Below are 26,303 nucleotides of genomic sequence, written 5' to 3'. Positions count from 1 at the left end.
AAAAACAGAAGTTTCCCGGTGCCGCCTTTTTTCAGAAAGGCGGCGTTCCCTGAAGCTTTTTGAAAAAAGCTTCACCAGAAACTTCTTTTATTTGCGGGCGGTGAGCAGGGCGACCGTGCGGGCCATGACGGCAGCCTGCGTATAGCGCGCCAGCGCCCGCGCCCGGCCAGCGGCCCCCATGCGCCGGCGCAGGGTGCCATCCCTTACCAGCCGGCCGAGTGCCACCGCCAGGTCGGGCACGTTGGCAGGGGGCACCAGCAGCCCGGTTTCCCCCGCCACTACCTGTTCACGCGGGCCGGAAATATCGGTGGAGATCACGGGCAGGCCACACAGCATGGCCTCGATCACGCTCATCGGCAGGCCCTCGAAATGACTGGGCAGCACGAACATGTCCGCCGCCGCCATGATCGCCGCCACGTCCTCACGATAGCCCAGGAAAACCAGCCTTGGCCCCAGAGCCGCGCGGGCGGCGGCAAAGCATGGCGCCAGATCCGCGCCCCGGTCACTGGGCAAGCGCGTGCCCACAATCCACAGCACCGCATTGCCCGGCACCGCGCGCATGGCTTCCAGCAGTTCGGGATAGCCCTTGCTGCGCACCAGACGGGAGACCGCCAGAATGACCACCTGCCCCTCGCCCACCCCCTGTTGCGCGCGCAGGCGGGCACGGGCGGCGGGATCGGGGTGGAAAGTGGCGGGGTCACGCCCGTTGCCAATGCCGGTGGCGTGGCGGTGGATGCCCAGCCTGCGGGCATCGCGGGCCTCTTCCTCCGACACGGTCAGGTAGATATCCGTCACTTTCCCCGCCAGCCATTCCAGCACCAGGGCCGCGACCCGCCGCAGCCGCGACCCGGGCTGGTTGAACAGAAAGCCGTGGCAGGTATAGGCCACGCACGGCACCCCGCAACGCCAGGCGGCAAACCGCCCCAGCAGGCCGCTTATGGGCATGTGGGCATGCACAAGATCGGGTTTTTCCGCCCGGATCAGGCGCACGAGCGCCCGCCACGCCCGCCATTGCGCGCGCGGGGAAAGGGTGCGCGACAGGGGCACCCCCACCACGCGCAGCCCGTCCGCGCGCATGGCATCCAGCAGCGGGCCTTCGGCGCAGGCCCCCGTTACGTCATGCCCCTGTTCGCGCAGCGCCTGCATGAGTGGAAAGAGAAACTGCCGCATCGAGAAATCGACATTGGTGATTTCAAGTATCTTCATGCCAGCAGCAGCAGCTTTTCACGCCTTAGTGCCCAGCGCACCACCTGCCGCACCCGGCCCGGCGTTCCCGCGCCGCGCAGCGTGACATCGTGCGTGTCCGCCCCCTCCGCTGGCGGTGCGGTGGCATCCTGCCCCCCCGCCCGCGCCGCCGGGTCCACCCGCACCACAATCTGCAGCGCGCGGCGGGGGGCCGGACCGCCGTGGTATACGCTTTCCTCTATCCCCACCGTGCCGCCCATGGCACGGAAGCGCCAGTGCTGCTCACCCGCTTCCAGCAGGATCGAACCGTCAGGCCCTTCCACGGCGGTGACGGATGGATGCAGGTGCAGGCGCAGCACGAAGGCCAGTTCCCGCTCGCCTTCCAGCATTTCCTCCCCGCGCAGGATCTCGCCATCGCCACCAAGGTAGAGCCTGCGGTAATACGTGACCCCGGCAGAGGCATGATAGCCGTCATGGGACAGGTTGAGCCAGTGCGCCCCCTCGGCCACGGCATGTTCCACCCCCACATGCGTGGGCCTGCGGCGCACCGAACCGTCTTCCCCGAATTCGGAGGAGGACATCCCCTCCACCACCACAACGGAATGGGCCGCCGTCTGCCGCAGGGCCTCTTTCCAGATGGGCAGCACCCCACCACCGCAATTGACGATCAGGCGCTGACGCGCGCAGGAAAACTCGAACGCCAGCGTGCCGGCATGCGCATCGCGGTCATGGCCGGCCGGGGCGGGAACACCCACATCCACCAGCATGAGCGAACGCCCGGCCTGCACGCGCACGAATCCTCCGTCGGGCATGCTGCTTGCCACCACCCGCGTGCGCGTGGCCTGGGAGAGTACCATCTCGACCAGCGCCGCACTGCGCTCGTGGCTGCCATTGAACAGGGCAAGCCCCCCATCGCCATGGCGCATGGCGCGCAGCACCGGACTCATCTTGTCCAGCGCCAGCGCCACCGAATGGGGCAGCGCATGCTGGACCGCCTGCATCATGGCCCGCATTTCCGCCAGTTCCCGCAGGGCGCGCAGCTGCACCTCCGGGCTGCGCTCGACATGCCAGCCATCAGGCAGGATCTGGCTTTCCACCACGCTGTCGATATAGCGGCGATAGCGGGCCAGAAAACCGGTATATTCCGGCATGGCCACCGCCACCGCCAGCAGCCCCTTCAGGGCGGCCAGCGCCTGCCAGCCATGCTGTTCGGGCGGCATCAGGGCCGCGATCGTGCGTCCTTCCACCAGAATGCGGGCCATAAGGCGCTGGCGGAAGGCGTCGCTGGCGGATGCGGCAAAGAAATCGTAATGCCCCAGCCATGCCGCGACACGCGCGCCAATCACCCCGCATTCCAGTGCCTGCGGACTCTGGGCGGGGTGATGCAGCCAGTCATCAACCAGCGCGCGCGCCTTCAGCCGCGCGGCATCGGTGCCCACCGCACGCAGGTCGCGCAACCAGCGGAAACCGAGCAGCCCCTCACGGAAAGCCGGTTCGAATTCGGGCGAATCCCACATTCCCGGCCCAACGGGGTGGGTATAGCCCGCCCAGGTCAGGCTGCCACGGGCAAGCTGGGCACCTGCCGCCGGGTCACCCGGCCACAGGTCGCGCACATTATGGACCGGCGACGGCGGCAGGCGCCTGCCACCACCCAGTAGCGGCAGCCGCGCCAGGGACAGCCGCGCCCCGCGTTTCAGGCGCTTCAGCGGCATGACGCATCACCCCTGCGCTGTATCGGGGGGCCATCCCTCACGCCGGGATATGCGCCCCGCTCCGTAAATCCCTTATGGCGGCGGCATAGTCATCCTGCCCGTAGACGGACGTGCCCGCGATCAGCACATCCGCGCCCGCCGCCACCGCCAGCGGCGCGGTGTGGGCGGTAATGCCGCCATCCACCCCGATGCGGATGTCACGCCCGGTGGCATCCGCCATGCGGCGCAGGGTGGTGATCTTGCGCAGCTGGCTGGTCAGGAATTTCTGGCCGCCAAAACCGGGGTTGACCGTCATGACCAGAATCATGTCCACCAGGTCCAGCACTTCCCCCACCGCTTCAGGCGGGGTGGCGGGGCAGATGGCGATGCCGGGCTTGACCCCATGGTCACGCACATGCTGGAGCGAACGGTGCGTGTGCGGCCCCGCCTCCACATGCAGGTGGATATGGTCGGCCCCCGCCTTTGCGAAGGCTTCGATATACGGGTCGACCGGCGCGATCATGAGATGCACGTCAAACGCCAGCTTAGACTTCGGCCGCAGCGCCTGGACCAGTTGCGGCCCCATGGACAGGTTGGGCACGAAATGCCCGTCCATGACATCCAGGTGCAGCCAGTCGGCGCCGCCACGTTCGACGGCGGCGACTTCATCTGCCGCGCGTGAGAAATCCGCAGCCAGCAGGCTCGGTGCGATGAGGGGGGTCTTGAGAGCAGCCATGCCTGTTTTTTAACAGAAGTCCATGACTTGCGCCAATATTTCCTGAAACCCCCGCCCCGTATCAGGCCCGGCGGAAACGGGCGGCGAAAAACCCGTCCATGCCCCCCCGTGCCCCCAGCATGCCGGGATGGGTGCGCAGCCAGCCCTCCGGCGTGCGGGCCTGCGGCAGGAAGGCCAGTTCATCTGGCGTGAAGGGATCGGCAATCAGGCCCAGCGCTTCGGCCGCGCGGGCACGCTGCTCGCCTTCCTCGGGCTGGAGCGAGCACACGGCATAGACCAGCCGCCCGCCGGGACGCAGCATGTCGCGTGCTGCCGCCAGCAGGCGGTCCTGCCCTTCGGTCATGGTGGCAATGTCACGCAGGCGCTTGATCCACATGGCATCGGGATGACGGCGGATGGTGCCGGTGGCCGAGCACGGGGCATCAAGCAGGATCGCGTCCAGCGGCATTTCGGGCCGCCATGTGGCGGCATCCGCATGGATCACATGTACGCCACCCAGCCCCAGCCGGGCCAGATTGGCGCGCAGGCGCTCGATCCGCCTGCCTTCGCGCTCGATGGCGAAGACCTCCGCCCCCGCGCAGGCCAGCTGGGCGGTCTTGCCACCCGGCGCCGCGCACAGGTCGGCCACGCGCTCACCCGGTTTCACGTCCAGCAGGCGCGCGGGCAGGCTGGCCGCCATGTCCTGCACCCACCATGCCCCCTCGGCAAAGCCGGGCAGGTCGGCAACCTTTGCCGTACCTGCCGCAAAGCGCACGCTGCCACCGGGCATCAGTTCGCCCCCCGGCGGCGGTTCGCCGCCGGGGCGGATGGTCAGGTCAAGCGGCGGTTCATGGCCAAGGGCGGTGGCGATGGGCCGCGCCAGCCGCCCCCAGGACTGCCACAGCCATGGCGGCACATCGAGGCGTGGCTGGTCCAGCCCCTCAAGCGCCTGCGCGCCGCCCGCGGCCACGCGGCGCAGCACGGCGTTGACCAGCCCCGCGAACGGCACCAGCCCCCGCCTGCGTGCCAGGGCCACGGATGTGGCCACGGCGGCATGCGGCGGCGTATCAAGGAACAGGAGCTGCGCCACCCCGATCAGCAGCACCACGCGCACCGGCTCGGGCGGTTCACGCTTGAGGAAGGGGGCCAGCACTTCATTCGCCGTGCCCATGTGGCGCAGCACGGTGGCGGCCAGCCTGTGGGCGGCGGCACGGTCACGCGGTTCGGCCGTGCGGGCGGCGGCGGAGTGTTCAAGCGATGTATCGAGCATGCGCCGGTGCGCGATCACCCCCTCGACAATATCAAAGGCGATATCGCGCGTGGGGTCCGCGCTGGCGCCCTGACGGTCCGGGCGGCCCGCGGGGCGGCCAGTCCTGGCCCTGCGGCCTGTGGGGGAAGGTGATGGGGAAGACTTCATGTAATCCTGACCTGAAAACTGCGGCACGCACGGGCACACGGGGGCTTGACCGGGGAGGTATTCATGCCAAGCCTAGAGCCATGTCAACATCATCCTCCATAGCACAGGCCCTGACGGGCATCCGCACCCGTATCGAAGCCAGCGCCCGGGCGGCGGGAAGACCCGCTTCCGGCGTGGACCTGGTGGCCGTATCCAAATTCCATCCGCAGGCCAGCGTCATCGCGGCGCTGGAAGCGGGGCAGCGCCTGTTCGGTGAGAACCGGGTGCAGGAGGCGGCGGCCAAATTCCCCGCCCTGCGCACCCGCTGGCCCGACCTGCGGCTGCACATCATTGGCGGGTTGCAGACCAACAAGGCGCTGGAGGCGGTGCGCATTGCCGACATGATCGAAAGCCTCGACCGCCCCGCCCTGTCCGACGCCCTTGCGCGCGCGGCGGACAGGGCGGGCCGGCTGCCCGGCCTGCTGGTGCAGGTCAATACCGGTGATGAAGGCCAGAAATCCGGTGTGCGGCTGGAAGAGGCGGATGCCTTCATCAACGCAAGCCTGGAGCGCTTCGGCCCCGCCGTCGTGCGCGGGCTGATGTGCATCCCGCCGCATGACCGGGACCCGACGCCGCATTTCCGCACGCTGGCCACCATGGCGCACAGGCACGGGCTGGATGTCGTATCGATGGGCATGTCGGCCGATTTCGAGCGCGCCATTGCCTGCGGCGCCACGCTGGTACGGGTGGGCAGCGCCATTTTCGGGGCGCGCCCGGCAACGCCACAGACCGCACCGAATGGCACCTGAGCGGATACGGGCCTTGCTGCGCATGGGGCGAGGCGGTAATGCGGAACTATCCGGCCGCGACGAAATGCCGGTTTTCAGTCTTCATTGCCGCGGAGCCATCACGACATGACGCAACCCACGGGGCCCGATGCCCCCGGACCCTCGACGACCCCGGATGGCAGCACCCATGCCGGCCCTGCCACCAGCACGCCCCCCAAGATTACCGAATACGGGGCGGACCAGCACGAACACGCGGCCAACCCCGTAGGCTTCGCGGCCCTGCTGGGGGTGCTGGGGGTGGTGTTTGGCGATATCGGCACAAGCCCGATCTACGCCCTGCGCTCGACCATCATGGTGGTCTCGCAGCATCACCGGATCGAACCGTGGGAGGTGCTGGGCGTCCTGAGCCTGATCATCTGGTCGCTGCTGCTGATCGTGACGGTCAAATACGTCATCCTGATCATGCGCGCCGACCATAATGGCGAAGGCGGCATCATCTCGCTCATGTCACTGGCCCAGCGCGTCGCACCCAGCAACCGCATGCGCATTGCCCTGGGCATGGTGGGAATCGGGGGGGCCTGCCTGTTCTTTGGCGATGGCATGATCACGCCCGCCATTTCCGTGCTCTCGGCGGTGGAGGGGCTGGAAGTCAGCTTCCCCGCCGCGCGCGACCTGGTCATTCCCATAGCACTTCTGGTGCTGGTGGGCCTGTTCTCGGTGCAGAGCTACGGCACGGGCAAGGTCGGCACCATATTCGGGCCGATCATGCTGGTCTGGTTCAGCCTGCTGGGCATACTGGGGGGGCTGCAGATACTGCATCACCCCGCCGTGCTGCTGGCCATATCGCCCACCTATGCGGTGCAGTTCATCATCTTCCATGGCTGGCTTTCGTTCATCGCGCTGGGTTCGGTCGTGCTGTCGGTTACGGGGGCGGAAGCGCTTTATGCCGATATGGGGCATTTCGGCCGCCAGCCCATCCGCTATGCGTGGCTGTTCTGCGTGCTGCCGTGCCTTGCGCTCAACTACCTTGGTCAGGGCGCCCTGATCATTGCCGACCCCAAGGCGCTGGAAAACCCGTTCTTCCTGCTCGGGCCGCACTGGTTGCAGGTACCGATGATCATCCTGTCCACCATGGCGACCGTCATTGCCAGCCAGGCGTGCATTTCGGGCGGGTTCTCGCTGTGCCGCCAGATCATCCAGCTGGGCTACCTGCCGCGCATGCGCGTGACCCATACGAACGCGGAGGAGGAAGGCCAGATCTACCTGCCCGAATTCAACCGCTTCCTTATGGTGGGCGCGCTGCTGCTGGTGCTGGCCTTCCGCAGTTCGGATGCGCTGGCTTCGGCCTACGGCATTGCGGTGACGGGCACGTTCATGTGCACCTGCGTGCTGGCGATGGTGGTCTTCCGCAGGCTGTACCACTGGTCGCGCCCCGCGGCGATCGCGACGTTTGGCGGCTTCTTCCTGCTTGATACGACGTTCTTTGCCTCCAACGCGCTCAAGATCCCGCAGGGCGGCTGGGTGCCGGTGCTGCTGGGCATCGTGCTGACACTGATGATGACGACGTGGAAAAAGGGCCGCCAGCTGATCATGAACCGGCAGAAGCAGGACAGCATGCCGATGAACTCGTTCCTGGCGCGCCTGCCGCAGTCCCGCATCATCCGCGTGCCGGGCACGGCGGTGTACATGACCGGCAACCCCGATTTCGTGCCTGCCTGCCTGCTGCACAACCTCAAGCACAACAAGGTGCTGCATGACCATGTGCTGTTCGTGACCGTGCAGACGCTGGACCAGCCCGAAGCCGACCATGGCCACCGCGTGGCGCTGCAGGAACTGGCGCCCGACATCTACCGTATCATCCTGCGCTACGGCTTCATGGAAATGCCCAACCTGCCGCGCGCGCTGGAGGACCTGAAGGCCAACGGCCTTGATTTCGATGCCTTGCAGGCCTCCTACTTCACCAGCCGCGAACTGCTGGTCCGCTCCTCGGTGCCCAAGCTGTCGCGCTGGCGGATGTCGCTGTTCCTGTTCATGGCGCGCAATGCCACACCGGCGACCGAGTTCTTCCGCATCCCGCCCGACCGGGCGGTTGAACTGGGTGTGCGGCTGGGGATCTGACCCCCATGCACCCGGACACGGGCAGGGCAGAACCGCTGGCACTGTACGTGCACTGGCCGTTCTGCCTGTCCAAATGCCCGTACTGTGACTTCAACAGCCATGTGCGCGACGTGATCCCGCGCGCGCGCTTTGGCGCGGCACTCAGGCGCGAGCTGGCGTTCGAGGCCGCGCGCATGGGCGACAGCCCGGCCGAGCGGCCCCGCATCGGCTCGATCTTCTTTGGCGGCGGCACGCCCTCCCTCATGGCGCCGGAAACCGTGGCGGGGCTGATTGCCGATGCGCGCACGCTGTTCGGCCTGACGGACACGGCTGAAATCACGCTGGAAGCCAATCCCACCAGTGTGGAAACCGGGCTGCTGCGCGCCTTCCGTGACGCCGGGGTCAACCGCATTTCGGTCGGTGTGCAGAGCCTTGATGCCGAGGCCCTGCGCTTCCTGGGCCGCGAACATGACGCAGGCCAGGCCATTGCCGCGCTGGAGACGGCGCGCGGCCTGTTCGATCGCATTTCATTCGACCTGATCTATGCCCGGCCGGGGCAGGATGCGCGTGCCTGGCGGGCAGAGCTTGAGGCGGCCCTTGCGCTGGTGTCCGACCATCTCTCGCTGTACCAGCTGACCATCGAACCCGGCACCCGCTTCGAGGGCCTGTACCGCCAGGGCCGCTTCCGCCTGCCCGATGGCGATGACGCGGCGCAGCTGTATGAACTGACCGCCGAAGTGGCGGCCCGGCATGGGCTGCTGGGCTACGAGATTTCGAACTACGCCCGCCCCGGCGCCGAAAGCCGCCATAACCTGACCTACTGGCGCTATGGCGACTATATGGGCATCGGTCCCGGCGCGCATGGGCGGCTGACCTGCAACGGGGTCACGTCGGCCACCCGCCGCCACCGGGCACCCGAGCCATGGGCCGAGCGCGTGGAGCGCACCGGCACCGGCGCCCACCCCGATGAACCGCTGGACAACCGCGACCGCGCGCGTGAGATGCTGCTGATGGGCCTGCGGCTGGCAGAGGGCATTGCCACCCCCCGCTTTGCCCGGCGCACCGGCATGACCATTACGGAGGCCACGGACCCCGCCACGATGCGGGCAGCGGTGGAGGAAGGCTATCTGGTCCACGATACCACGCGCCAGACCCTGCGCGCCACGGCGGAAGGCCGCCTGCGGCTGGAAAGCCTGCTTGCCGCGCTGGTGCTTTAGGAATTTAGGCAATACGATGGCGCCACGGCATTCATGGCAAGGAGCATGCTGCGTGTTTTCATCCGTTCTTTCGCTGTCCCGCCGGCTTGCAGCATGCGCCGCGGGCCTGACACTTCTGGCCACCACCGCCCATGCGGCCCCTGCACCGGCCCCCGCCACGGCCGGGCCGGAACTGGTGATCGAGGATAACGACTTTCTGGGCCCCGGCGGGTCGGACCAGCTTTCCATCATCCCGCTCCTGTTCAACCCACATGTGCGCGTGCTGGGCTTTACCGTAGCCAGCGGCGACGGGTGGGAAAATGCCGAATCGGCCCATCTGCGCCGCCTGCTGGAAATCATCGGCCGCACGGACGTGCCGGTAGCCGATGGCGCGGTCTACCCGCTGGTCAACACCCGCGCCGAGATGCGCCTGCATGAGATGCAGTACGGCACCATACCGTGGAAGGGGGCGTGGGGCGGCCTTGGTTCGATCGACAGGGCAACGGACACCCAGCCCGCCATCGGCCCGATGAAGGAAGGCATGCCCCACACGGCCCCGGTGGCGCAGAGTGCGGCGCAGTTCCTGATCGAGCAGGTGCATGCCCACCCGCACCAGGTCACGATCGTGGCGGCCGGGCCGCTGACCAACCTGGCCCTGGCCATCCGGCAGGACCCGACCTTTGCCGAGACGGCCAAGCAGCTCATCTTCATGGGCGGCATGCTGGACACCAGCATGATGTCGGTTACCGGCAACGCGGATTTCGCCTCCGACTTCAACATGATCTTCGACCCCGAAGCCGCCCACATCACCCTGACCGCGCCATGGAAGGCGATCACGGTGGTGGGCAGCGTCTCGAACGATCTCATGCTGTCGCGTGAATACCTGGCGAAGCTGACGGACCGGAAAACGCCACTGACCAGCTATATCGGCAGCTATTACGATCCGCTGCCCATGTGGGATGAAATGACGACGGCCATCGCGGCGGACCCCACGCTCATCACCTCGGCGGTGGATGCGCATCTGGATATCGACACCAGCCGTGGCCCGCATTACGGCCATGCCTTCGTGGTGCCGGACGCCCTCGTGCCCCATGACAGCCCGATGCAGCGCATGCATATCGTGCGCAGCATTGACGAACAGCGCTTCCGGGACACCTTCGCGCAGGAAGCCCGGAGCGACCTGCCCGCGCACGGGCAGTAAGCGGGCCGCGCGCTTCATGCTGCATATGGTCAAACTGGCGGTTGGCATCGGGTCCATCGAGGACCTGGCCCGCCGCCAGTCCCACCAGACCCCGCCGGTCGATGACCTGGATGGCACGGACCCCACGGGCCTGCCATGGTTCCGCACCCGCATGTATCCCCGGCGGGCGGCCGAAATACTGGATGGGGGTTCGATCTACCGCGTGATTGGCGGCCGCATCCTGTGCCGCCAGCGCATTACCGCCATACAGCCCGACACGCGGGAGGACGGGACCCCCTGCGCGCTGGTGGTCATGGCGCCCGAAATCATTCCCGTAAGCCCGCGGGCCATGCGCCCCTTCCAGGGCTGGCGCTACCTCCGCCCCGAGGACGCGCCCCCCGACCTGCGGGCCAGCAGCCACGGTGGCGACGTGCTGCCCGAGGCCCTGCGCAACAAACTGGCGGAACTGTGCCTGATCTGAACAAACGACCAAGCCTGCCCACACGCGCCGACATGGCGCGCCTTTTCATGCTGGGGGTCGTGGGACTGGGACTGGCCGCCTGTGCCGGTTCCGGCGGCGGGGGGGGAAGTGCCTCCCACTACAATCGCTATTATCAGGGCAAGGCCGCCTACCGCCCGCCGGGACCGGCCAGTGACCCGTGGCAGCCCTACATTGCCGATGCCTCCGCCCGCTTCGCCGTGCCACAGCAGTGGATCCGGGCGGTCATCCAGAAGGAATCGGGCGGCAATGAATATATTGACGGCCACCTGACCCGTTCGGCCAGCGGGGCGATCGGGCTCATGCAGCTCATGCCGCCCACCTATGCCGACATGCGGCGCCGCAACCATCTCGGCTCCGATCCGTATGACCCGCACAACAATATCCTCGCGGGCACCGCCTATATCCGCATCCTGTACGGGCTATATGGCGCGCCGGGCTTCCTGGCCGCCTACAATGCGGGCACCCTGCGCGTGAACGACTATCTGGAAAACGGCCGCCCCCTGCCCAGCCAGACCGTGCGCTACCTGCGCATCATCACCCCCAACCTGGGCAACGAAGTGGCACTTAGCGGGCCGCTGGCGGTCTATGGCTCCTCTAGCCAGCGCGTGAGCGCCACGCCACCGCCGCTAGGCACGGGCAGCCCCACCCCCACCATCCAGCCGGGGCATACCTATGTCCAGTACGCCACCCTCAACCCGCCGGCCCCCGTGCAGCGCCGCACCGCCTGCGTGCAGGACGTCAACGCGGCCTACGACCCGACCGGCACCACCTGCCGCACCGATACCCGTACCACGGCGGCCCCCGCCACCAGCGCCGGGACAGGGTACGGGGCCTGGATGGTGCAGGTGGGCGCCTTCTCGGCGGAAGGGCAGGCCCGGTTCGCCAATTCCATGGCGCGGCAGGGTGATTTCGCGGCCCTGCAGGGCGCGCGCAGCATGGTCATTCCGGTCAGCAGGCCCACGGGCGTGATCTATCGGGCGCGTCTGGCCGGCCTGTCACAGGCGGCCGCGACAGGGGCCTGCGCCACACTCAAGGAACAGGGGCTGCCCTGCACGGTCATACGGCCGGGCCAGTAGCCACCGCCCGGGCATGGGGCATCAGTCTGCCGCCATGTCCAGCGCGGCGGGCAGGTGCATGGCGGGCAGGCGCACATCCGCATGCCGCACCAGCATGACCGACGAAAACCCGAGCGAGAACGCATAATCCCCCGCCGCCACCGCCCAGTTGGCGGCCGGTGCGTTCCACTGCGCCAGCAGCCGCAGGCTGACCGGCAGGGTCAGCCGCAGCGTATGCCCCGGCGCCACCATGATGCTGCGCCACGCGGCCAGCCTGCGCGGCGCCGCCTGATCGGATGACGGGCTGACATAAAGCTGCGGTATGGCCCGCACGGCGGTACCGTCGGGGTTGGTTACCGAAAAGCTGGCATTCAGATGCGTGCCCTCGCGCACCACATGCAGGTCGCTCAGCGTCAGGTGCCCGCGTGCCGACAGGCCATAGCCGAAGGGAAACAGTGGCGCGACATGCGCGCGTTCAAAGGCGCGGTAATCCGCATCCACCATGCCGGGCGGATAGAAACCGCCGGTCAGGGTCACGGGCAGGTGGCCCGAAAACTCCTGCTGCCCGGACAGCAGCGCCGCAAGCGGGCGGGCATGCGCGTCACGCCAGGCCCAGGCCTGCACCACGCTGTCCACCATATCAAGCCAGGGCATCTGCCGGTCCGGGTCATCGCCAGTCAGCACCACGACAACATGGCCACCCAGATCCGCCAGGGTGGAAATCATCCGGTTGTCCGCATCCGTGCCGCTGAGCACCAGCGTGCGCGCGGCCTGCGCCGTGGCAGGCGGCAGGGTGCCCGGCGCGTTCGCGCCATCCGCCGCCACCACCACACTGACGCCAAGCCCCGCATGACGCAGTTCATCGGCCAGCAGGTCCGCCGCGTGCCGCATGGGCGCCCGCACCAGCACCAGCACCGGGCCAAGGGCGGGATCGAACGGCAGGACCCGGTTTTCATTCTGCAGCAGGACCGCCCCTTCCGCTTCCACATCGCTGACCAGCGTATCGGCCACCGGCGGCGACGCGGCCGCGTGCGCGGGGGTAAAGGCCGGCGGATGGTCAAGACTTCCGGCCATGTAGAAGGAGGCAAGGACATGCATGCCCATGGCCTGAAGCTGGGCGGGCCTGACGGCGCCATCCCTGACCGCCTGCCGCAGGGGGGCGCCGAACATGTCGTGGCCGCCTTCCCGGCTGGAAACCTGTTCCATATCCACGCCCGTGCCCAGAGCGCCGGGCAGCAGGGAGGCGTCATCGGGGCGTGCCGGGCCCAGGCCGCCGGGCGTCGCCATGACCATGCCGGGGAAATGCCAGGCATCATGCACCATGGCCCCCAGCCCCGTCACCGTCTGGCAGACCGCCAGGCCACCGCACAGCAGGGCGCCGCCATGCGCGACCTCAAGCGCCATGGCCACGCCCAGCAGGCTGCCATCGGCCAGCCACGCGGCGGGGACCGGCGCGGTGCGTCCGGGCACGGCCCCATCGGCACGGGCCTGTTCATCGCCCGCGACCGAACCGAACACCGGCAGCACATGGCCCGACAGCAGGCCCGCGCCGATCATGCCCGCCATGGTACCCGCAAGCACCTGGTCCTCGCCAGCCTGCAGGCGGCCCGACGGCAGCAGGTCAATCCCCCCCACCCGCACCACGGCACGCCCCTGTTCCCATTCGGCACGGGCACGCGCGCCGCCCGCGCGGCGGGCAAGGTCAGGGTCCCATGTCGCGGCCAGCGCCAGCCACGGCAGCATGGGATGCCCCCCTTCGTCGGCGGGCCGGGCCGGGCTGGAAAAATCGGGCATGCGCAGCGCGGGCAGGCCCAGCCGGGCCACGCCCGGCCAGGCCAGCAGGCCATCCGCCGCAGCCTGCGTGGCGCCCTCCCCACCCCCGATGGGACGGGCCTGCAGCACGGCCTGCTGCTCGGCGGGCTGCATGCGGGCCGCCATGTCCGCCGCATGGGCGGACCCCGCACTGCCCCCCGCCGCGGCCCGGGCCTGCACGGGCAGAGCGGACAGGACCAGTCCCCCCATGCACAGGGCGATCAGGCAACGGAGCGCGGACAGTCCATACCGGAGGCTTGCGTATTTCATCACGATCCATTGCTGTGGCGGGAAGGGGGTATTTTTGCGCCCTAATGCCCGGATTGTCACGCAAGGCAGGGTAAAGTGCCCGTGCGACTTGGCGGGACAGGCCGGGCGCGATATGAAGAACGGACAACGCGACAGGCCGCAACGCCCCCTGCCCGGCACCACCGGCGGATCGGGCGCGTGGCCGGATTACCACCTGCGGGGGCCATCCCCGGCGTCCATAGAGGCATCATGACCCTTCGCCCGCCCAATCCAGTCCCCTCCGCCGCGTCCCTGGCCACAGCGCCCCCGGGCCGTCCCCTGCTGCCGCGCGCGACCCTTGCCCTGCTGGCCGCCGGCCTGCTGGCGGGCTGCGGCAGCGCGCCGCAGCATGACAGAAGCGGGCTGGCCATTCCGCAGAATCGCCTGCTCAAGGAAGACCGTGGGGCCAATGGTGGCTCGACACCGCTGGAAAGCAACGGGGTCAATGCCTTCCTGTGGCGCGGTGCGCTGGATACGCTGTCCTTCATGCCGTTTGCCTCCGCCGATGCCGTGGCGGGCGTGATCCTGACGGACTGGTACACGCCCCCCGCCACCAAGGACGAACGCTTCAAGATCACCTGCTTCATCCTTTCGCGCAGCCTGCGCTCGGATGCGGTGCGGGTATCGGTCTTCCGCCAGGCCTATGAGGATAACCAGTGGGTCGATACCCCCGTCGCGGCCAATACGGTATCCGACATCACGGCCCGCATCCTGACCCGCGCGCGCCAGCTGCGTACCGATAGCGGCCAGCACTAGCACCGCCCAGCCCGATCCTTTTTTCCGCCCGCCGGGTGGCACCAGCCGCCCGCGCCCCCTGTCCGCAGGCCCCAGCCGCCTGCCCCGCACACCGAACCAGAAGAAGATGACCGAAACCAGCACCCCACCGGACAGCGCCCTTCCCGCCTATGATTTCAGCACGGCAGAACCGCAGTGGCAGGAACGCTGGGCCGCGTCCGGCATCTTCGACGTTCCCGACGTGCCGCCCGCCGACCGGCCCAAATACTATGTGCTGGAAATGTTTCCCTACCCGTCAGGGCAGCTGCACATGGGCCATGTGCGCAACTATACGCTGGGTGACGTGGTGGCGCGTTACAAGCGCGCGCGCGGCTTCAGCGTGCTGCACCCGATGGGGTGGGATGCCTTTGGCCTGCCGGCGGAAAATGCTGCGCGTGAACGCGGCGTGCATCCCGGCCAGTGGACGATGGACAACATCGCCGCCATGCGGACCACGCTCAAGCGGCTGGGCTTTTCCTTCAACTGGGACCGCGAGATCGCGACCTGCCTGCCCGAATATTATGGCAGGCAGCAGAAGCTGTTCCTGGACATGCTCAGGGGCGGGCTGGTCGAGCGGCGGGAAAGCTGGGTCAACTGGGACCCCGTGGACAACACCGTGCTGGCCAACGAACAGGTGGTGGACGGGCGCGGCTGGCGCTCGGGCGCGCTGATCGAGCAGAAAAAGCTGTCGCAGTGGTTCCTGAAAATCACGAAATTCGCGCCGCAACTGCTTGATGGCCTGTCCACCCTGCCGCGCTGGCCCGAACGCGTGCGCACCATGCAGGAGCGCTGGATCGGCCGGTCCGAAGGGGCGAAGGTCCGCTTCGGCCTGCATGAACCGCCTGCCGGTTTCGATACCGACCTTGATTCGGTGGAGGTGTTCACCACCCGTCCCGACACGCTGTTCGGCATGTCCTTCCTCGCCATTGCCGCCGACCATCCGCTGGCGGCCAAGGTTGCGGCGAAAAACGCGGCGGCAGGCGAATTCATTGCCGAATGCCAGCGCCTGGGCACATCGGAAGAAGCGATTGAAACGGCGGAAAAGCGCGGGTTCGATACCGGGCTGCGGGTCACCCACCCGTTCATGCCCGATAAGTCCTTCCCGGTCTGGATCGCGAATTTCGTGCTGATGGATTATGGCACGGGGGCGGTGTTCGGCTGCCCGTGCGGGGACCAGCGCGACCTTGATTTCGCGCGCAGGTACAACCTGCCCGTCACCCCCGTCATCCTGCCGCCGGGGGCGGAGGCCGCCACCTTCACCATGACCGACAGGGCCTGTGACGGCCACGGCACGCTGTTCAATTCCGGCTTCCTGGACGGGCTGGATACGGAGGCCGCGAAGAAGGAAGCCATCACCCGGCTGGAAGGCATGGGAATTGGCCGGGGCGTGGTCAACTGGCGGCTGCGCGACTGGGGCATTTCGCGCCAGCGCTACTGGGGCTGCCCCATTCCCGTCATCCACTGCACCGATTGCGGCGCCCAGCCCGTGCCCGATGACCAGCTGCCCGTAAAACTGCCCGAGGACGTAACCTTCGACCGCCCCGGCAACCCGCTGGAACATCACCCGACATGGAAGCACGTGGCCTGCCCGAAATGCGGCAAGGCCGCCCTGCGCGAGACCGATACCTGCGACACGTTTGTGGACAGTTCATGGTATTTCGCCCGCTTCACCGCGCCCCATGCCGACCAGCCCACGCTTCCCGCCGCCGCCGATGGCTGGCTGCCGGTTGACCAGTATATCGGCGGCATCGAGCACGCGATCTTGCACCTGCTCTATGCCCGCTTCTTCACCCGCGCCATGCACGAGACCGGGCACCTGCATGTGGACGAACCCTTTGACGGGCTGTTCACCCAGGGCATGGTCAACCACGAAAGCTACCGTGACGCGCAGGGCAACTGGCTCTACCCCGAGGAAGTCGAGCGCCGGGGCGACAGTGCCGTGCGCCGCGACAACGGTCAGGCCGTGACCATCGGGCGTGTGGAAAAGATGTCCAAGTCCAAGCGCAACACGGTGGCGCCCGTCGCCATCATCGAGCGCTTCGGCGCGGATACGGCACGGTGGTTCGTGCTGTCCGACAGCCCGCCCGAACGCGACATGGAATGGACGGAATCCGGCGTGGCGGCTGCCGCCCGCTTCCTCCAGCGCGTGTTCCGCATTGTCCGCACGGTGGCCGAGCAGGTCCCGGCTGGCACGGCATGCCCCGCAACGCTGTCACGCAGCGCGGATGCGCTGCGCCGCGCCACCCACCGGACCATCGCCGCCGTGACCGAAGCGCTGGAAAGCTTCAGCGCCAACGTGGCGGTAGCCCGCCTGCACGAACTGACCTCCGCCCTGGCCGATGCCGAGAAGGCGGCGGGAGAAGATGGCATGGACTTTGCCCGGCGCGAGGCTGCTACCATCATCTCCCTGCTGGTCGCCCCCATGGTCCCCCATCAGGCCGAAGCGATGATGGCGCTGCTGGAACCCGGCGGCCAGCCGGTGGTGGAGCGTGCATGGCCCACCGCCACCCCCGAACTGCTCAAGGCCAGTGAACTGACCATTGCGGTGCAGATCATGGGCAAGCTGCGCGGCACGATCGCGGTCGCGCCCGACCTGCCGGCGGATCAGGTCATTGCCATGGCGGAAGCCGAGCCGAACGTGGCCCGCCTGCTGGAAGGGGCGCGGATTGTAAAGCGTATCCATGTGCCGGGCCGGATCGTCAATTTCGTGGTGGCGAAATAGGCCATGGCCTATCCCGTCCGCCATACCGCCGTGCTGTGCGGCCTGCTTGTGCTGGCGGGATGTGGCTTTTCACCCATGTACAAGACAACGGGCACCCATATCGGCGCGGACGGGCAGCCCACCGTATCGAACGTGCTGGCCGAACTGAAGCAGGTCTATGTCCCGCTCATCCCCGAGCGGTACGGCCAGCAGCTACGGCAGTTCCTGCAGCAGGACCTGAGCGGGGCGGGGCCGGAAAAACCGACCCGCTACGCGCTGCAGATCAAAAGCTACATCATGAACGAGGCAGTGGACATCCACGCGGACAATACCTCCGGCCGCACGCGCACCACCGCCTTTGCCCACTGGCAGCTCTATACGCTGGGTGACAGCCCGCAGCTTCTGGCCGGTGGCGATGCCTCGGTTGTGGATGGGGTGAACAATACATACGAACAGTATTTTGCGCTGACCCTGAACCTGGAGACCGTGCGCGGCCGCGTGGCTAAGAACCTGGCCGAACAGATCACCCAGCAGGTGGCCGTATGGTTCCGCACCCATGCCAAGCCCGCGGTGGACGGATCGGTCGCGGGGCAGAACCAGCCGCGCTATACCGACCCCAACAGCATCGTCAATCCCAACAACCAGCTGCCCGCCCAGATGCCCGGTGCCGATGGCATGCCCGCCATGGCCACGGGCCGGACCGATTCGCAGTTGAACGAACAGAACCACGGCGGGGATGACACGGCGCCGGAAAGCAGCCCGATCGACAATATTCCCGCCTCCACCTCCCGCTATGTCCAGCCTGATGCGAAAAAGAGTGACGGCACCACGGACGACATGTCCGGCATCAGCATCGGGGGACAGGGCAGCCAGTGAAAGTCAGCCCGCGCAATATCGGCGCCACGCTTCAGGCACCGGGCAACCTGCGTGTCATCATGCTGCACGGCGATGATGTGGGGCTGATCCGCGAACGCGCCACGACGGCGGCAAAGGCCATCTGCCCCGACCTGCACGACCCCTTCCGCGTGGCCATGCTGGGGCGTGCGGACCATGCCCGGCTGGAGGAGGAGATGACCGCCCTCTCCCTGACCGGCGGCAGGCGCGTGATCTGGCTGCGCGAGGGTACGGATGAGGGCCTGCTGGAAGCGCTGAAGCGCGGTCTGGCGCAACAGTCCGATGCGCTGGTGATCGTGGAGGCACCGGGGCTTGACTCCCGCTCCAGGCTGCGTGGCTTTGTGGAAAAGGACGCGCAGTGCGCCCTGATCGGCTGCTACCCCGAGGAGGGGCGCGCGCTGGAAGGGGCCATCCGCCAGATGCTGGCCGCGCAGGATGTGGGCATAGACCCCGATGCGCTGGGCTGGATGGTCGAACGCGCGGGCCCCGACCGGGCCGCGACCCGCAGCGAGGTGGAAAAACTGGCCCTGTTCGCAGGCCGTGGCGGGCGGCTGGGGCTGGAGGACGTGCGGGCCTGCGTCGGGGATGCGGCCGGTGTCTCGATGGAGGACGCGGCCTTTGCCGCCATGGCGGGCCAGCGCCGGGAAGCCGATGCCGCCGCCCAGCGCGCGCTGACGGTGGATGGCAGCAGCCCCTCCAACCTGACCCGCGCCCTGATGTCCCACATTCACCGCCTGCGCCGCGCGCGGCTGGCCATGGATGCGGGCATGAGCCGGGCCGATGCCATGCGCCAGCTGCAGCCGCCGGTCTTTTTCAAGCGCACGGACAGTTTTGGCCAGGCGCTGGGCCTGTGGCCGGCCGATGCCCTGCTGCGCGCGGCACAGGACACACAGACCCTGGAACTGGCATGCAGGCAGACCGGCAGCCCTGACATCGTTCTGTGCCTGCGCCATGTCGCCCGCCTGTGCGGCCTGGCACAGCAGGCGCGCAGGCGGCGCTGACCGGTAAAATATTCCCCCCGGCCCACAGGAAACACCCTTGCCGCGACGCGTGGGCTCGGTTACAAAACCCCGGTGTGTCCGCGTAGCTCAGCCGGATAGAGCACAGGATTCCTGGTTTTCAATTGGGCGCCACGATGGGAAACCGCGTGGCGGATCTGCTCAAATTCGGGGAACGCTCTGGCAATCCGTTGCCGTGCCAATCCCGAGCCAAGGCCGGCCTGACCGGCAAGGTGTAGAGACTGGATGGGCAGCACCTGTCAACCGCGCGCGGTTTATGGTGAAGGGACAGTCCAGACCACGAACGTCATGCCCGGCATGGCGGCGGTGAAAGCCGAAGTGGTATGAATCCTGGGGCCGTGGGTTCGAATCCCGCCGCGGACACCAGCACACAGGCCCGATCGGTTCCAGGGAACCGGCTGGCCCTCGCAGGCAATCATAATACAGGGCCCCTGATACCGCTTCTGGCGGCAGGCCCTGGGGGTACCCGCCTTTTTGAAAAAAGGCTTCACCCCTACTGACGGCGTGTGGCCTGCCGGAAGAACCGGGCTTATGACCACGCGGGCCGCAGGGCCACCAACCGCATCAACATCCCTGATCCCCCAGATGGGGCCGCTCCTGTGGCAGTGGCATGCCGGTCGTGGCTGGCACCGTGCCACGGGCTTCGGCAGCAGGCCCCTTTCATGGTCCGGCCTGCCGCACCCGGCGTCAGGTCATCCTCGCGGCACACAGGTGGCCGCAACCGTGCCCCTGAAGCAGCGTTCGGCCATGGCGGCATTCACCCCCCTATCCCCCCACCGCAGATACCCGATACGCCCATGCGGCTTTCATCAATAAAGCCAAAGGATATCAGGCCACCGGCGGCGTGACGGAAATCCTCGACACGCAGAGGCGGCGCTTCCAGATAGCGGCCCTCCGGCACAATCCGCATTGCCACCCCACCCGACGCGCCGCATGACTATGATGTTTATTTTGTATGAAACGAACGGGCATAGCCTAAATGAAACGGACTGAAATACTTTGAAAATAAAGGCACGACGAACTATACCCGGACGAATTCGCCAGAACCGTGCAATAAATAAACAGATTCAACCACAACGTGTCCTGAATGATTTCCATATGGATGAAAAAGTTCCATGCCTTTTTGATATTGATCAAACATAGATCGTCTTCTGAAAACAAATATCAAACCACATGAAGGAAACTGTGTGATTCTTGCAAGATAACGCCACCAACATCACGACTGTTTTTTTTGTGATTGCTGTCAGACCAAAGGTAAATGTATGGTTAACATGTGGCAGGATGACGCATCCATCCCCCCTGTTTCCTCAATTCCTGATTGGTATGGAGCAAGCAACATGTGTGGATTCAGTTAAAACCCTGAATGAATAACCGTGTGTTTCCTTAATATCATTAAATAAAGCGCCGTCTCATGACGTGCTGGCTGGTGGATTTCGCATGAATACCGACATAGCCATTATCGGGGCCGGCCCCTACGGTCTTTCCCTTGCAGCCCATCTGCGTGAAAAAGGGGTGGATTTCCGTATTTTCGGGCGACCGATGGCCTTCTGGCGTGACCATGTTCCAGATGAACTGCGCCTGAAGGCGGAAGGTTTTGCCATGAACCTGTTCGACCCGAAGCAGCGCTTCACCCTCCAGCAGTTCTGCGCGGAACGGGGCTATCCATACGCCCATACTGGCGTGCCCATTCCCGCCCATGTGTTCAGGGAATATGGCGAGGCCTTCCAGAAAGCCCACGTGCCCCAGATCCAGCCCGACCGGGTGACCGGACTTTCGCGCACAGCAGACGGATTTGCCCTGGAACTGGAAAACGGCGGGCGCGTGATGGCGCGCAAGGTGGTCATGGCAATCGGGATCGGGGATTTTGCCCATGTTCCCCCCGCCATGCGCACCCTGCCCCCCGAACGGGTCAGCCATACATTTGATGAAACCGCCTTCACCCGCTTCGCGGGCAGGCGGGTGGCGGTGATCGGGGCGGGGTCCTCGGCGGTGGATACGGCCTGTTTCCTGCATGAAGTGGGGGCGGAAACCTTTATCTGCACCCGTCGGCCCAAGATATGGATCAACCACCCGCCACGCACGCTCCCGCCGCTCAAACTGCTGCTGACGCGCATCAGAAAGCCCCTGTCCGGGCTGGGCACGGGCTGGCGCTCACGCATGGCGTGTGATTTGCCCGATGTCTTTCACATGCTGCCGGCACGCCTGCGTCTGCGCATAACGCGGGGTCATCTGGGGCCGGCGGCAGGATGGGTGACCGGGCAGGTGGTGCGTGAGAAAGTACCCATCTGCCTTAATCTCGACCTGCAGCGCGCCAGCATGCGCCAGCAGGCCATCCATCTGGAATTCCTTGAGACCAGCACGGGTGAAATGCGGGAGATGGATGTGGACCACGTATTCCTGGGCACCGGGGTACAGGTTGACGTGGCACGCATCCCGTTTGTGGACCCTGCATTGGCGCGCGACATCCATACAGAAGGCAACATGCCCGCGCTGTCGCGCCACTTCGAATCAAGCGTGCCGGGGCTCTATTTCATCGGGCCGCTGGCAGCAGGCAGCTTTGGCCCCCTGCTACGCTTTGCGTTCGGTGCACGCTTTGCCGCACGCCGCCTGTCGGCACGGTTGCGGCGGCAGACGGCCGCCGTGCGGCAGCCCCTGTAAATGCTGTTTCAAAATTCCCCACATGTGCTGTCGGAAAATTCCCCAGCACGGATATGGTGATCAGCCATTGAGGTGATCGATAGCTCCATGCTTTGGGGGCCTACCGCGGCGCTTTGGCGCTGCCGGTGGCATCAGATTGGCGTGGGCCCGTGTATGCTCGGGGATCAGATCGGCATGCTGGCGCAGGCGATAGCTGGCACCTTCGATGTGGACGACGACAGCATTGAAGATCAGGACTTCATGTGTATGGTGCTGGATCTCGACCACGCGACGGCGGGCAGTGTCAGGCACACTGTAATAATTGCCGGCCACCGCCACCATCCCCTCGCGGCTGATCCGCCGCTCGACGCTCAGAACAGCATCGTAGCGCAGGGCAGGCAATGGATGCAGATGGGGCTGCTCCTGTGCAAAATGCTCCTGCACGATCCGCCCGGTGGTGGCATGTGCCCGCGCGTTGGCGATATCCGCGCGCCAGACGTCGAACTGGGCGTTGAGGTCATCGAGATCATGGAAGCTGCGGCCAAGGAAGAAGTCCTGACGGATGTAGCGGAAGGGTCGCTCGACCTTGCCCTTGGTCTTGGCGCGATAGGGCTGGCAGGCTCTGGGGGCGCTGCCATAATGGGCCAGAAGCGCCACCAGCGAGGCATTGTAGGTCACCACGCCCGCATCATCCTCACCGATGACAGCGGTCTTCATGCGATCGTAGAGAATTTCCGTGCAGCAGCCCGCCATCGCCTCGAAGGCGGCGATGTGGCAACGCATCACTGTTTCCAGACCCTGGTTCGGGCAGAAACGTCCCCACAGCCAGCGACTGTGCCCCAGCACCATGCTGAACAACCAGACCTTGCGCACGATGCCTGGCTCGCCGGTGAAGACTGTCTGGAATTCCGCAAAATCGACCTGCGCCTGAACGCCGGCTCCGGTCTCGAAGCGCCGCTCATAAGGCCTGGGCAGCGGGGGGCGGATTTGCCGGAGATATTCCGTCAGCGATGAATAGGCACCGTCATATCCCATGTCGCGAATTTCACGATGCAGCCTGCGCGATGAAAGTCCGGGATAACTTGCCATCCGCTCCAACAGATAGGTTCGATAAGGTTCTGCTGCGCTGGCCACCGGTTTACGCGGTGCATAGGCTGGAGTCTCCAGCCCATTGGCCAGATACTTCTTCACTGTCTTGCGATCGAGCCCTGTCTGGCGCGCGATGGCGCTGATGCTGAGCCCCTGTCTTTTGAGTTCCTGGATCAAAACGACCTCCCTGAGTCCTATCACCTGCTCGCCCTTCCTTTGGCATCAGCAGGGATAAATGTGCCGCGTGATCGTCATGGGGGCATGCCCCCATGACGATCACGCACAGTCCTCAAACTGGGGAATTTTCAACCAGCACATTTGGGGAGATTACAACCAGCACTCACAGCCCCGGTCCCAGCCCGCTTTCGCTCAGTGAATATTCCGCCGGTCATGGTGTGACAGCCAGACCTGAACTGGAAAGTCCCTACCCATGAAAAATGATTTTACAGTTCTCATCATCTCCTCGGTCTGGTGGTCGGCCATTACACGGGCGGCACTGGAGTTTCTGGAAAGCGGGGTCAGGGTGCATGCAATCTGCCCGCCCGGGCATTCGCTTCGCTGCATCCGGGGACTGGACTCCCTGCGCAGCTACCCCTGCGTTGCCGCCATTTCCACATTGTCCACCATCATTACGGAAATCAGGCCGGACCTGATCGTACCTGCCGATGACCGGGTCGTGGGTGCCCTGCATCAGGTCCATGACGCTGCCGACCCCACGACGCAGGCGGGCCGGGCGTGCCAAGCCATCATCAAAACCTCACTGGGCCAGCCGGACTGCTTTGCCTATGCCCGGACCCGGCTCAGGCTGATCGATGCGCTTCGCGCGCGCGGTATCCCGACCCCGGCCGCCGCCAGCATGGCCACGGTGGAAGATGTGCGGCAATGGTGCGCGACCACGCCCGGTCCGTGGGTGCTCAAGCGTGACCGCAGCTGGGGCGGTTCCGGCGTGGTCATTGCCGATACGGTGCGGGAAGCCGAAAGCAGCTTCCGCCGCCTGTCGCAGCCGGTCCGGATGGCCTGCGCGCTGCGTGTGCTGCTGGCGGACCGTGACATCTATTCCTTCATGGAAGCCACGGCACGCCAGTCCATGCCGGTCATTGCGCAGGCCCATATAAGTGGCATGCCCGCCAATATCATGGTCGCCTGCTGGAAGGGGGAAGTGATTGGCACGCTGGGGGTGGATGTCGTGTCCTACCAGGGGCGGACGGGGGCGGCGACGGTGGTCGAGATCACCCGCTCCGCCGATATGGAGCGCGCGGCACGGGTGACCTGTGCTGCGCTGAACCTGTCGGGCTTCTTCGGGCTGGATTTTGTCCGCTGCGCGCGCACCGGCACCTATCATTTCATAGAAATGAACCCGCGCCTGACCCAGATCGGCCATCTGTGCCATGGCGGCACGACCCTGATCCGCCGCCTGCTGCAACATGTGCAGGGAAGCGCCCTGGCCACACGCCCCCATCCGGGCCAGGAAGTGGGCGAGCGCAGCGTGATTGCCCTGTTCCCGCAGATCCTGCGCGCCGATGCCGCCAGCCTGCACAATGCGGGCGCATGGATCGACATCCCCTGGCGCTACCCCGAACTGGTGGAGGAACTGCTGCGCCGCCCCTGGCCACGCCGTGGTTCCGTGGCCCGGCTGGAGGAACGGCTGCGACCCAACATGCCCTATGGCAAATCGGTGGACCGGGGCGAAGCCCTGGGCAAGCTGTCCACCCTGCTGCAGGGCGGCATGATGACGGACAGTTCGCCCATGGCGGCGTTACGGACCAGCCATATATAAAAGGGGCCTGAATTACCCTGCAATCATAGGGAAGTTTTTGGAGAAGCTTTTTTCAAGAAGCTTCAAGGAACGCCGCCTTTTTGAAAAAAGGCGACACCCAGAAACTTTTATTTTTTCAAAGCATTGTTTCAAAAATATGCTCTTAAAAAAGCCGCCCGGAAAGCCGGGCGGCCCTGTCATGCCCTTACGCGGGGCAATGGATTATTTCGCGCTATCCCACTGCTGCAGGATATCGGCCTTCACGCTGGCGGGCACCGGCACGTAATCAAGGCGATAGGCTGCGGCATCACCGCTTTTAAGCGCATAGCCAAAGAACCTGCGCACATCCGCGCCATGGGCGGTCTTGCCCGTCGGCACGGGAACCAGCACATAGGTGGGGGACATGATCGGCCACGCACCCGCACCGGCGGTATCCAGCAGGTCAACCGCGAAATGGGACGCATCCTTCCAGTCCGCTGCCGCGGCGGCGCTGTTGAAGCTGTCCATGTTGGGGGCCACAAAGGCACCGCTATGGTTCTTCAGCTTGACGGTAATCATGTGCGCGTTGGCGGCAAAGGCGTATTCAACATAACCGATCGCGCCTTCGGTATTGCGCACGGAAGCCGCCACGCCGTCATTGCCACGCGCGCCAATGCCACCGGGCCATGCGATGGAAGCCCCCGCACCCTGCCCTTCGCGCCATTCAGGCGAGACATGGGCCAGATAACCGGTGAAAACCGCCGTCGTGCCCGACCCATCGGCACGATGCACGGTGGCAATCGCGGTATCGGGCAGCTTCAGGCCGGGGTTGAGGGCCGCGATGCGGGGGTTGTTCCACTGGTCGATCTCACCCCGGTAGATGGCGGCAAGCGTGGGACCATCAAGCTGGATCTGGTTGGCGGCAATGCCGGGCAGATTGATGACGGGCACGATCCCGCCCATGACAGTGGGAAACTGGAACAGATGCGCCGATTCCAGCTTCTGGCGTTCCATCGGCACATCGGATGCACCAAAATCAACCGTACCGGCCAGGATCTGGTTCTGGCCCGCGCTGGAACCCACGGTCTGATAATTCAGGTTAACGCCAGCCGCACTCCGACCGTCTGCCCCCCAGGCTCCATAAATGGGCGCGGCAAAGCTGGAACCGGCACCCGTGATATCAGCAGCATGCGCCATGACCGGCAGGGCGGTTGCCAACAGGGCACATGTAAGCATTCGAGCAGGAAAGTACATAATACTCATGTTCTCCGACATGAAAATACAGACGCGTCTGGCCGTGAAGCCGACAGGCCAGACAATAAAAAAATGACCGTGTAAAATAAAATGATAAGTCCATGACAGTTTTATGAAGGAAATATGAATTCTTCCCGACTCTGTCCGGATGCCTGCGCCGGATAAATCCCAAAGGCGTTTCCGGCGACGCCTTTTCCCAAAACCGCGCAGACACTGCCTTTGTAAAAAAAGGCGGCACCCGGGTCCTTTTATCTTTTTTTACCAATCCGTTGTTTTGCAACGCGCCCAATAAAAA

The 26,303-nt window shown here is 65.8% G+C and carries 20 protein-coding genes; 12 read left to right on the top strand and 8 right to left on the bottom strand.

The window, feature by feature from the left end:
- Positions 1-87: 87 nt before the first annotated feature.
- The 4 genes from GWK63_RS02600 to GWK63_RS02585 form a co-directional block, all read right to left on the bottom strand.
- Positions 88-1,206: a glycosyltransferase family 4 protein gene (locus GWK63_RS02600; protein WP_007398930.1), complete on the bottom strand. Its 1,119-nt coding sequence runs from the start codon at positions 1,204-1,206 to the stop codon at positions 88-90.
- Complete coding sequence (locus tag GWK63_RS02595) at positions 1,203-2,897, bottom strand: heparinase II/III family protein (RefSeq protein WP_007398929.1); 1,695 nt, start codon at positions 2,895-2,897, stop codon at positions 1,203-1,205. The genes GWK63_RS02600 and GWK63_RS02595 overlap by 4 nt, the downstream gene beginning before the upstream one ends.
- Before the next feature lie 37 nt (positions 2,898-2,934).
- Entirely contained in the window at positions 2,935-3,612 is a 678-nt protein-coding gene (rpe, locus tag GWK63_RS02590) for a ribulose-phosphate 3-epimerase (RefSeq protein WP_007398928.1), read from the bottom strand.
- A gap of 61 nt (positions 3,613-3,673) precedes the next feature.
- Entirely contained in the window at positions 3,674-5,008 is a 1,335-nt protein-coding gene (locus GWK63_RS02585) for an RsmB/NOP family class I SAM-dependent RNA methyltransferase (RefSeq protein ID WP_034928869.1), read from the bottom strand.
- Positions 5,009-5,088: 80 nt separating this feature from the next.
- Here GWK63_RS02585 and GWK63_RS02580 point away from each other — a divergent pair, with 80 nt between their 5' ends.
- From GWK63_RS02580 to GWK63_RS02555, 6 genes are all read left to right on the top strand, one after another.
- Entirely contained in the window at positions 5,089-5,796 is a 708-nt protein-coding gene (locus GWK63_RS02580; RefSeq protein ID WP_034928866.1) for a YggS family pyridoxal phosphate-dependent enzyme, read from the top strand.
- A 105-nt stretch (positions 5,797-5,901) separates the two neighbouring features.
- The gene (locus tag GWK63_RS02575; RefSeq protein WP_112209874.1) at positions 5,902-7,893 is read left to right on the top strand and encodes a potassium transporter Kup; all 1,992 of its coding nucleotides are present in this window, start codon (positions 5,902-5,904) and stop codon (positions 7,891-7,893) included.
- 5 nt (positions 7,894-7,898) lie between these two features.
- Positions 7,899-9,089 carry a radical SAM family heme chaperone HemW gene (hemW, locus tag GWK63_RS02570; protein WP_007398923.1) on the top strand — a complete coding sequence of 397 codons (1,191 nt, stop codon included), beginning with the start codon at positions 7,899-7,901 and terminating at the stop codon, positions 9,087-9,089.
- Positions 9,090-9,141: 52 nt separating this feature from the next.
- Complete coding sequence (locus GWK63_RS02565) at positions 9,142-10,269, top strand: nucleoside hydrolase (RefSeq protein WP_007398922.1); 1,128 nt, start codon at positions 9,142-9,144, stop codon at positions 10,267-10,269.
- Between the two features lie 16 nt (positions 10,270-10,285).
- Positions 10,286-10,729, top strand: a complete 444-nt coding sequence (locus GWK63_RS02560) for a DUF1489 family protein (RefSeq protein ID WP_039999237.1) — start codon at positions 10,286-10,288, stop codon at positions 10,727-10,729.
- A 32-nt stretch (positions 10,730-10,761) separates the two neighbouring features.
- Entirely contained in the window at positions 10,762-11,826 is a 1,065-nt protein-coding gene (locus tag GWK63_RS02555) for a lytic transglycosylase domain-containing protein (RefSeq protein ID WP_039999236.1), read from the top strand.
- Between the two features lie 21 nt (positions 11,827-11,847).
- Here the strand turns inward: GWK63_RS02555 and GWK63_RS02550 are convergent, their stop codons facing one another.
- Positions 11,848-13,887: a glycoside hydrolase family 3 protein gene (locus GWK63_RS02550; RefSeq protein WP_039999233.1), complete on the bottom strand. Its 2,040-nt coding sequence runs from the start codon at positions 13,885-13,887 to the stop codon at positions 11,848-11,850.
- A 228-nt stretch (positions 13,888-14,115) separates the two neighbouring features.
- Here GWK63_RS02550 and GWK63_RS02545 point away from each other — a divergent pair, with 228 nt between their 5' ends.
- From GWK63_RS02545 to holA, 4 genes are all read left to right on the top strand, one after another.
- Positions 14,116-14,661: a DUF3576 domain-containing protein gene (locus tag GWK63_RS02545; RefSeq protein ID WP_007398916.1), complete on the top strand. Its 546-nt coding sequence runs from the start codon at positions 14,116-14,118 to the stop codon at positions 14,659-14,661.
- A 106-nt stretch (positions 14,662-14,767) separates the two neighbouring features.
- Complete coding sequence (gene leuS / locus GWK63_RS02540; protein ID WP_007398915.1) at positions 14,768-17,401, top strand: leucine--tRNA ligase; 2,634 nt, start codon at positions 14,768-14,770, stop codon at positions 17,399-17,401.
- 3 nt (positions 17,402-17,404) lie between these two features.
- Positions 17,405-18,256: an LPS assembly lipoprotein LptE gene (locus tag GWK63_RS02535; protein WP_007398914.1), complete on the top strand. Its 852-nt coding sequence runs from the start codon at positions 17,405-17,407 to the stop codon at positions 18,254-18,256.
- Entirely contained in the window at positions 18,253-19,275 is a 1,023-nt protein-coding gene (holA, locus tag GWK63_RS02530; protein ID WP_007398913.1) for a DNA polymerase III subunit delta, read from the top strand. The genes GWK63_RS02535 and holA overlap by 4 nt, the downstream gene beginning before the upstream one ends.
- 775 nt (positions 19,276-20,050) lie before the next feature.
- Here the strand turns inward: holA and GWK63_RS02525 are convergent.
- Positions 20,051-20,203, bottom strand: a complete 153-nt coding sequence (locus GWK63_RS02525; RefSeq protein WP_157772014.1) for a hypothetical protein — start codon at positions 20,201-20,203, stop codon at positions 20,051-20,053.
- 527 nt (positions 20,204-20,730) lie between these two features.
- On the opposite strand from GWK63_RS02525, the gene GWK63_RS02520 reads away from it, so the two are divergent.
- Complete coding sequence (locus tag GWK63_RS02520) at positions 20,731-21,951, top strand: NAD(P)-binding domain-containing protein (RefSeq protein ID WP_112209872.1); 1,221 nt, start codon at positions 20,731-20,733, stop codon at positions 21,949-21,951.
- Positions 21,952-22,011: 60 nt separating this feature from the next.
- Here the strand turns inward: GWK63_RS02520 and istA are convergent, their stop codons facing one another.
- Positions 22,012-23,196, bottom strand: a complete 1,185-nt coding sequence (istA, locus tag GWK63_RS02515; protein ID WP_408885786.1) for an IS21 family transposase — start codon at positions 23,194-23,196, stop codon at positions 22,012-22,014.
- 253 nt (positions 23,197-23,449) lie between these two features.
- Between istA and GWK63_RS02510 the strand changes: the two genes are divergently transcribed.
- Positions 23,450-24,796, top strand: coding sequence for an ATP-grasp domain-containing protein (locus GWK63_RS02510; RefSeq protein WP_007398906.1), 1,347 nt, complete (start codon positions 23,450-23,452; stop codon positions 24,794-24,796).
- A gap of 201 nt (positions 24,797-24,997) precedes the next feature.
- Here the strand turns inward: GWK63_RS02510 and pstS are convergent, their stop codons facing one another.
- Positions 24,998-25,990, bottom strand: a complete 993-nt coding sequence (gene pstS / locus GWK63_RS02505; protein ID WP_034928845.1) for a phosphate ABC transporter substrate-binding protein PstS — start codon at positions 25,988-25,990, stop codon at positions 24,998-25,000.
- Between the last annotated feature and the right edge of the window lie 313 nt (positions 25,991-26,303).

The organism is Komagataeibacter rhaeticus, assembly GCF_011611525.1.
Lineage (GTDB): Bacteria > Pseudomonadota > Alphaproteobacteria > Acetobacterales > Acetobacteraceae > Komagataeibacter > Komagataeibacter rhaeticus.
Note: the sequence above shows the minus strand (reverse complement) of the source record. Positions and strands in the feature narration are given on the sequence as shown.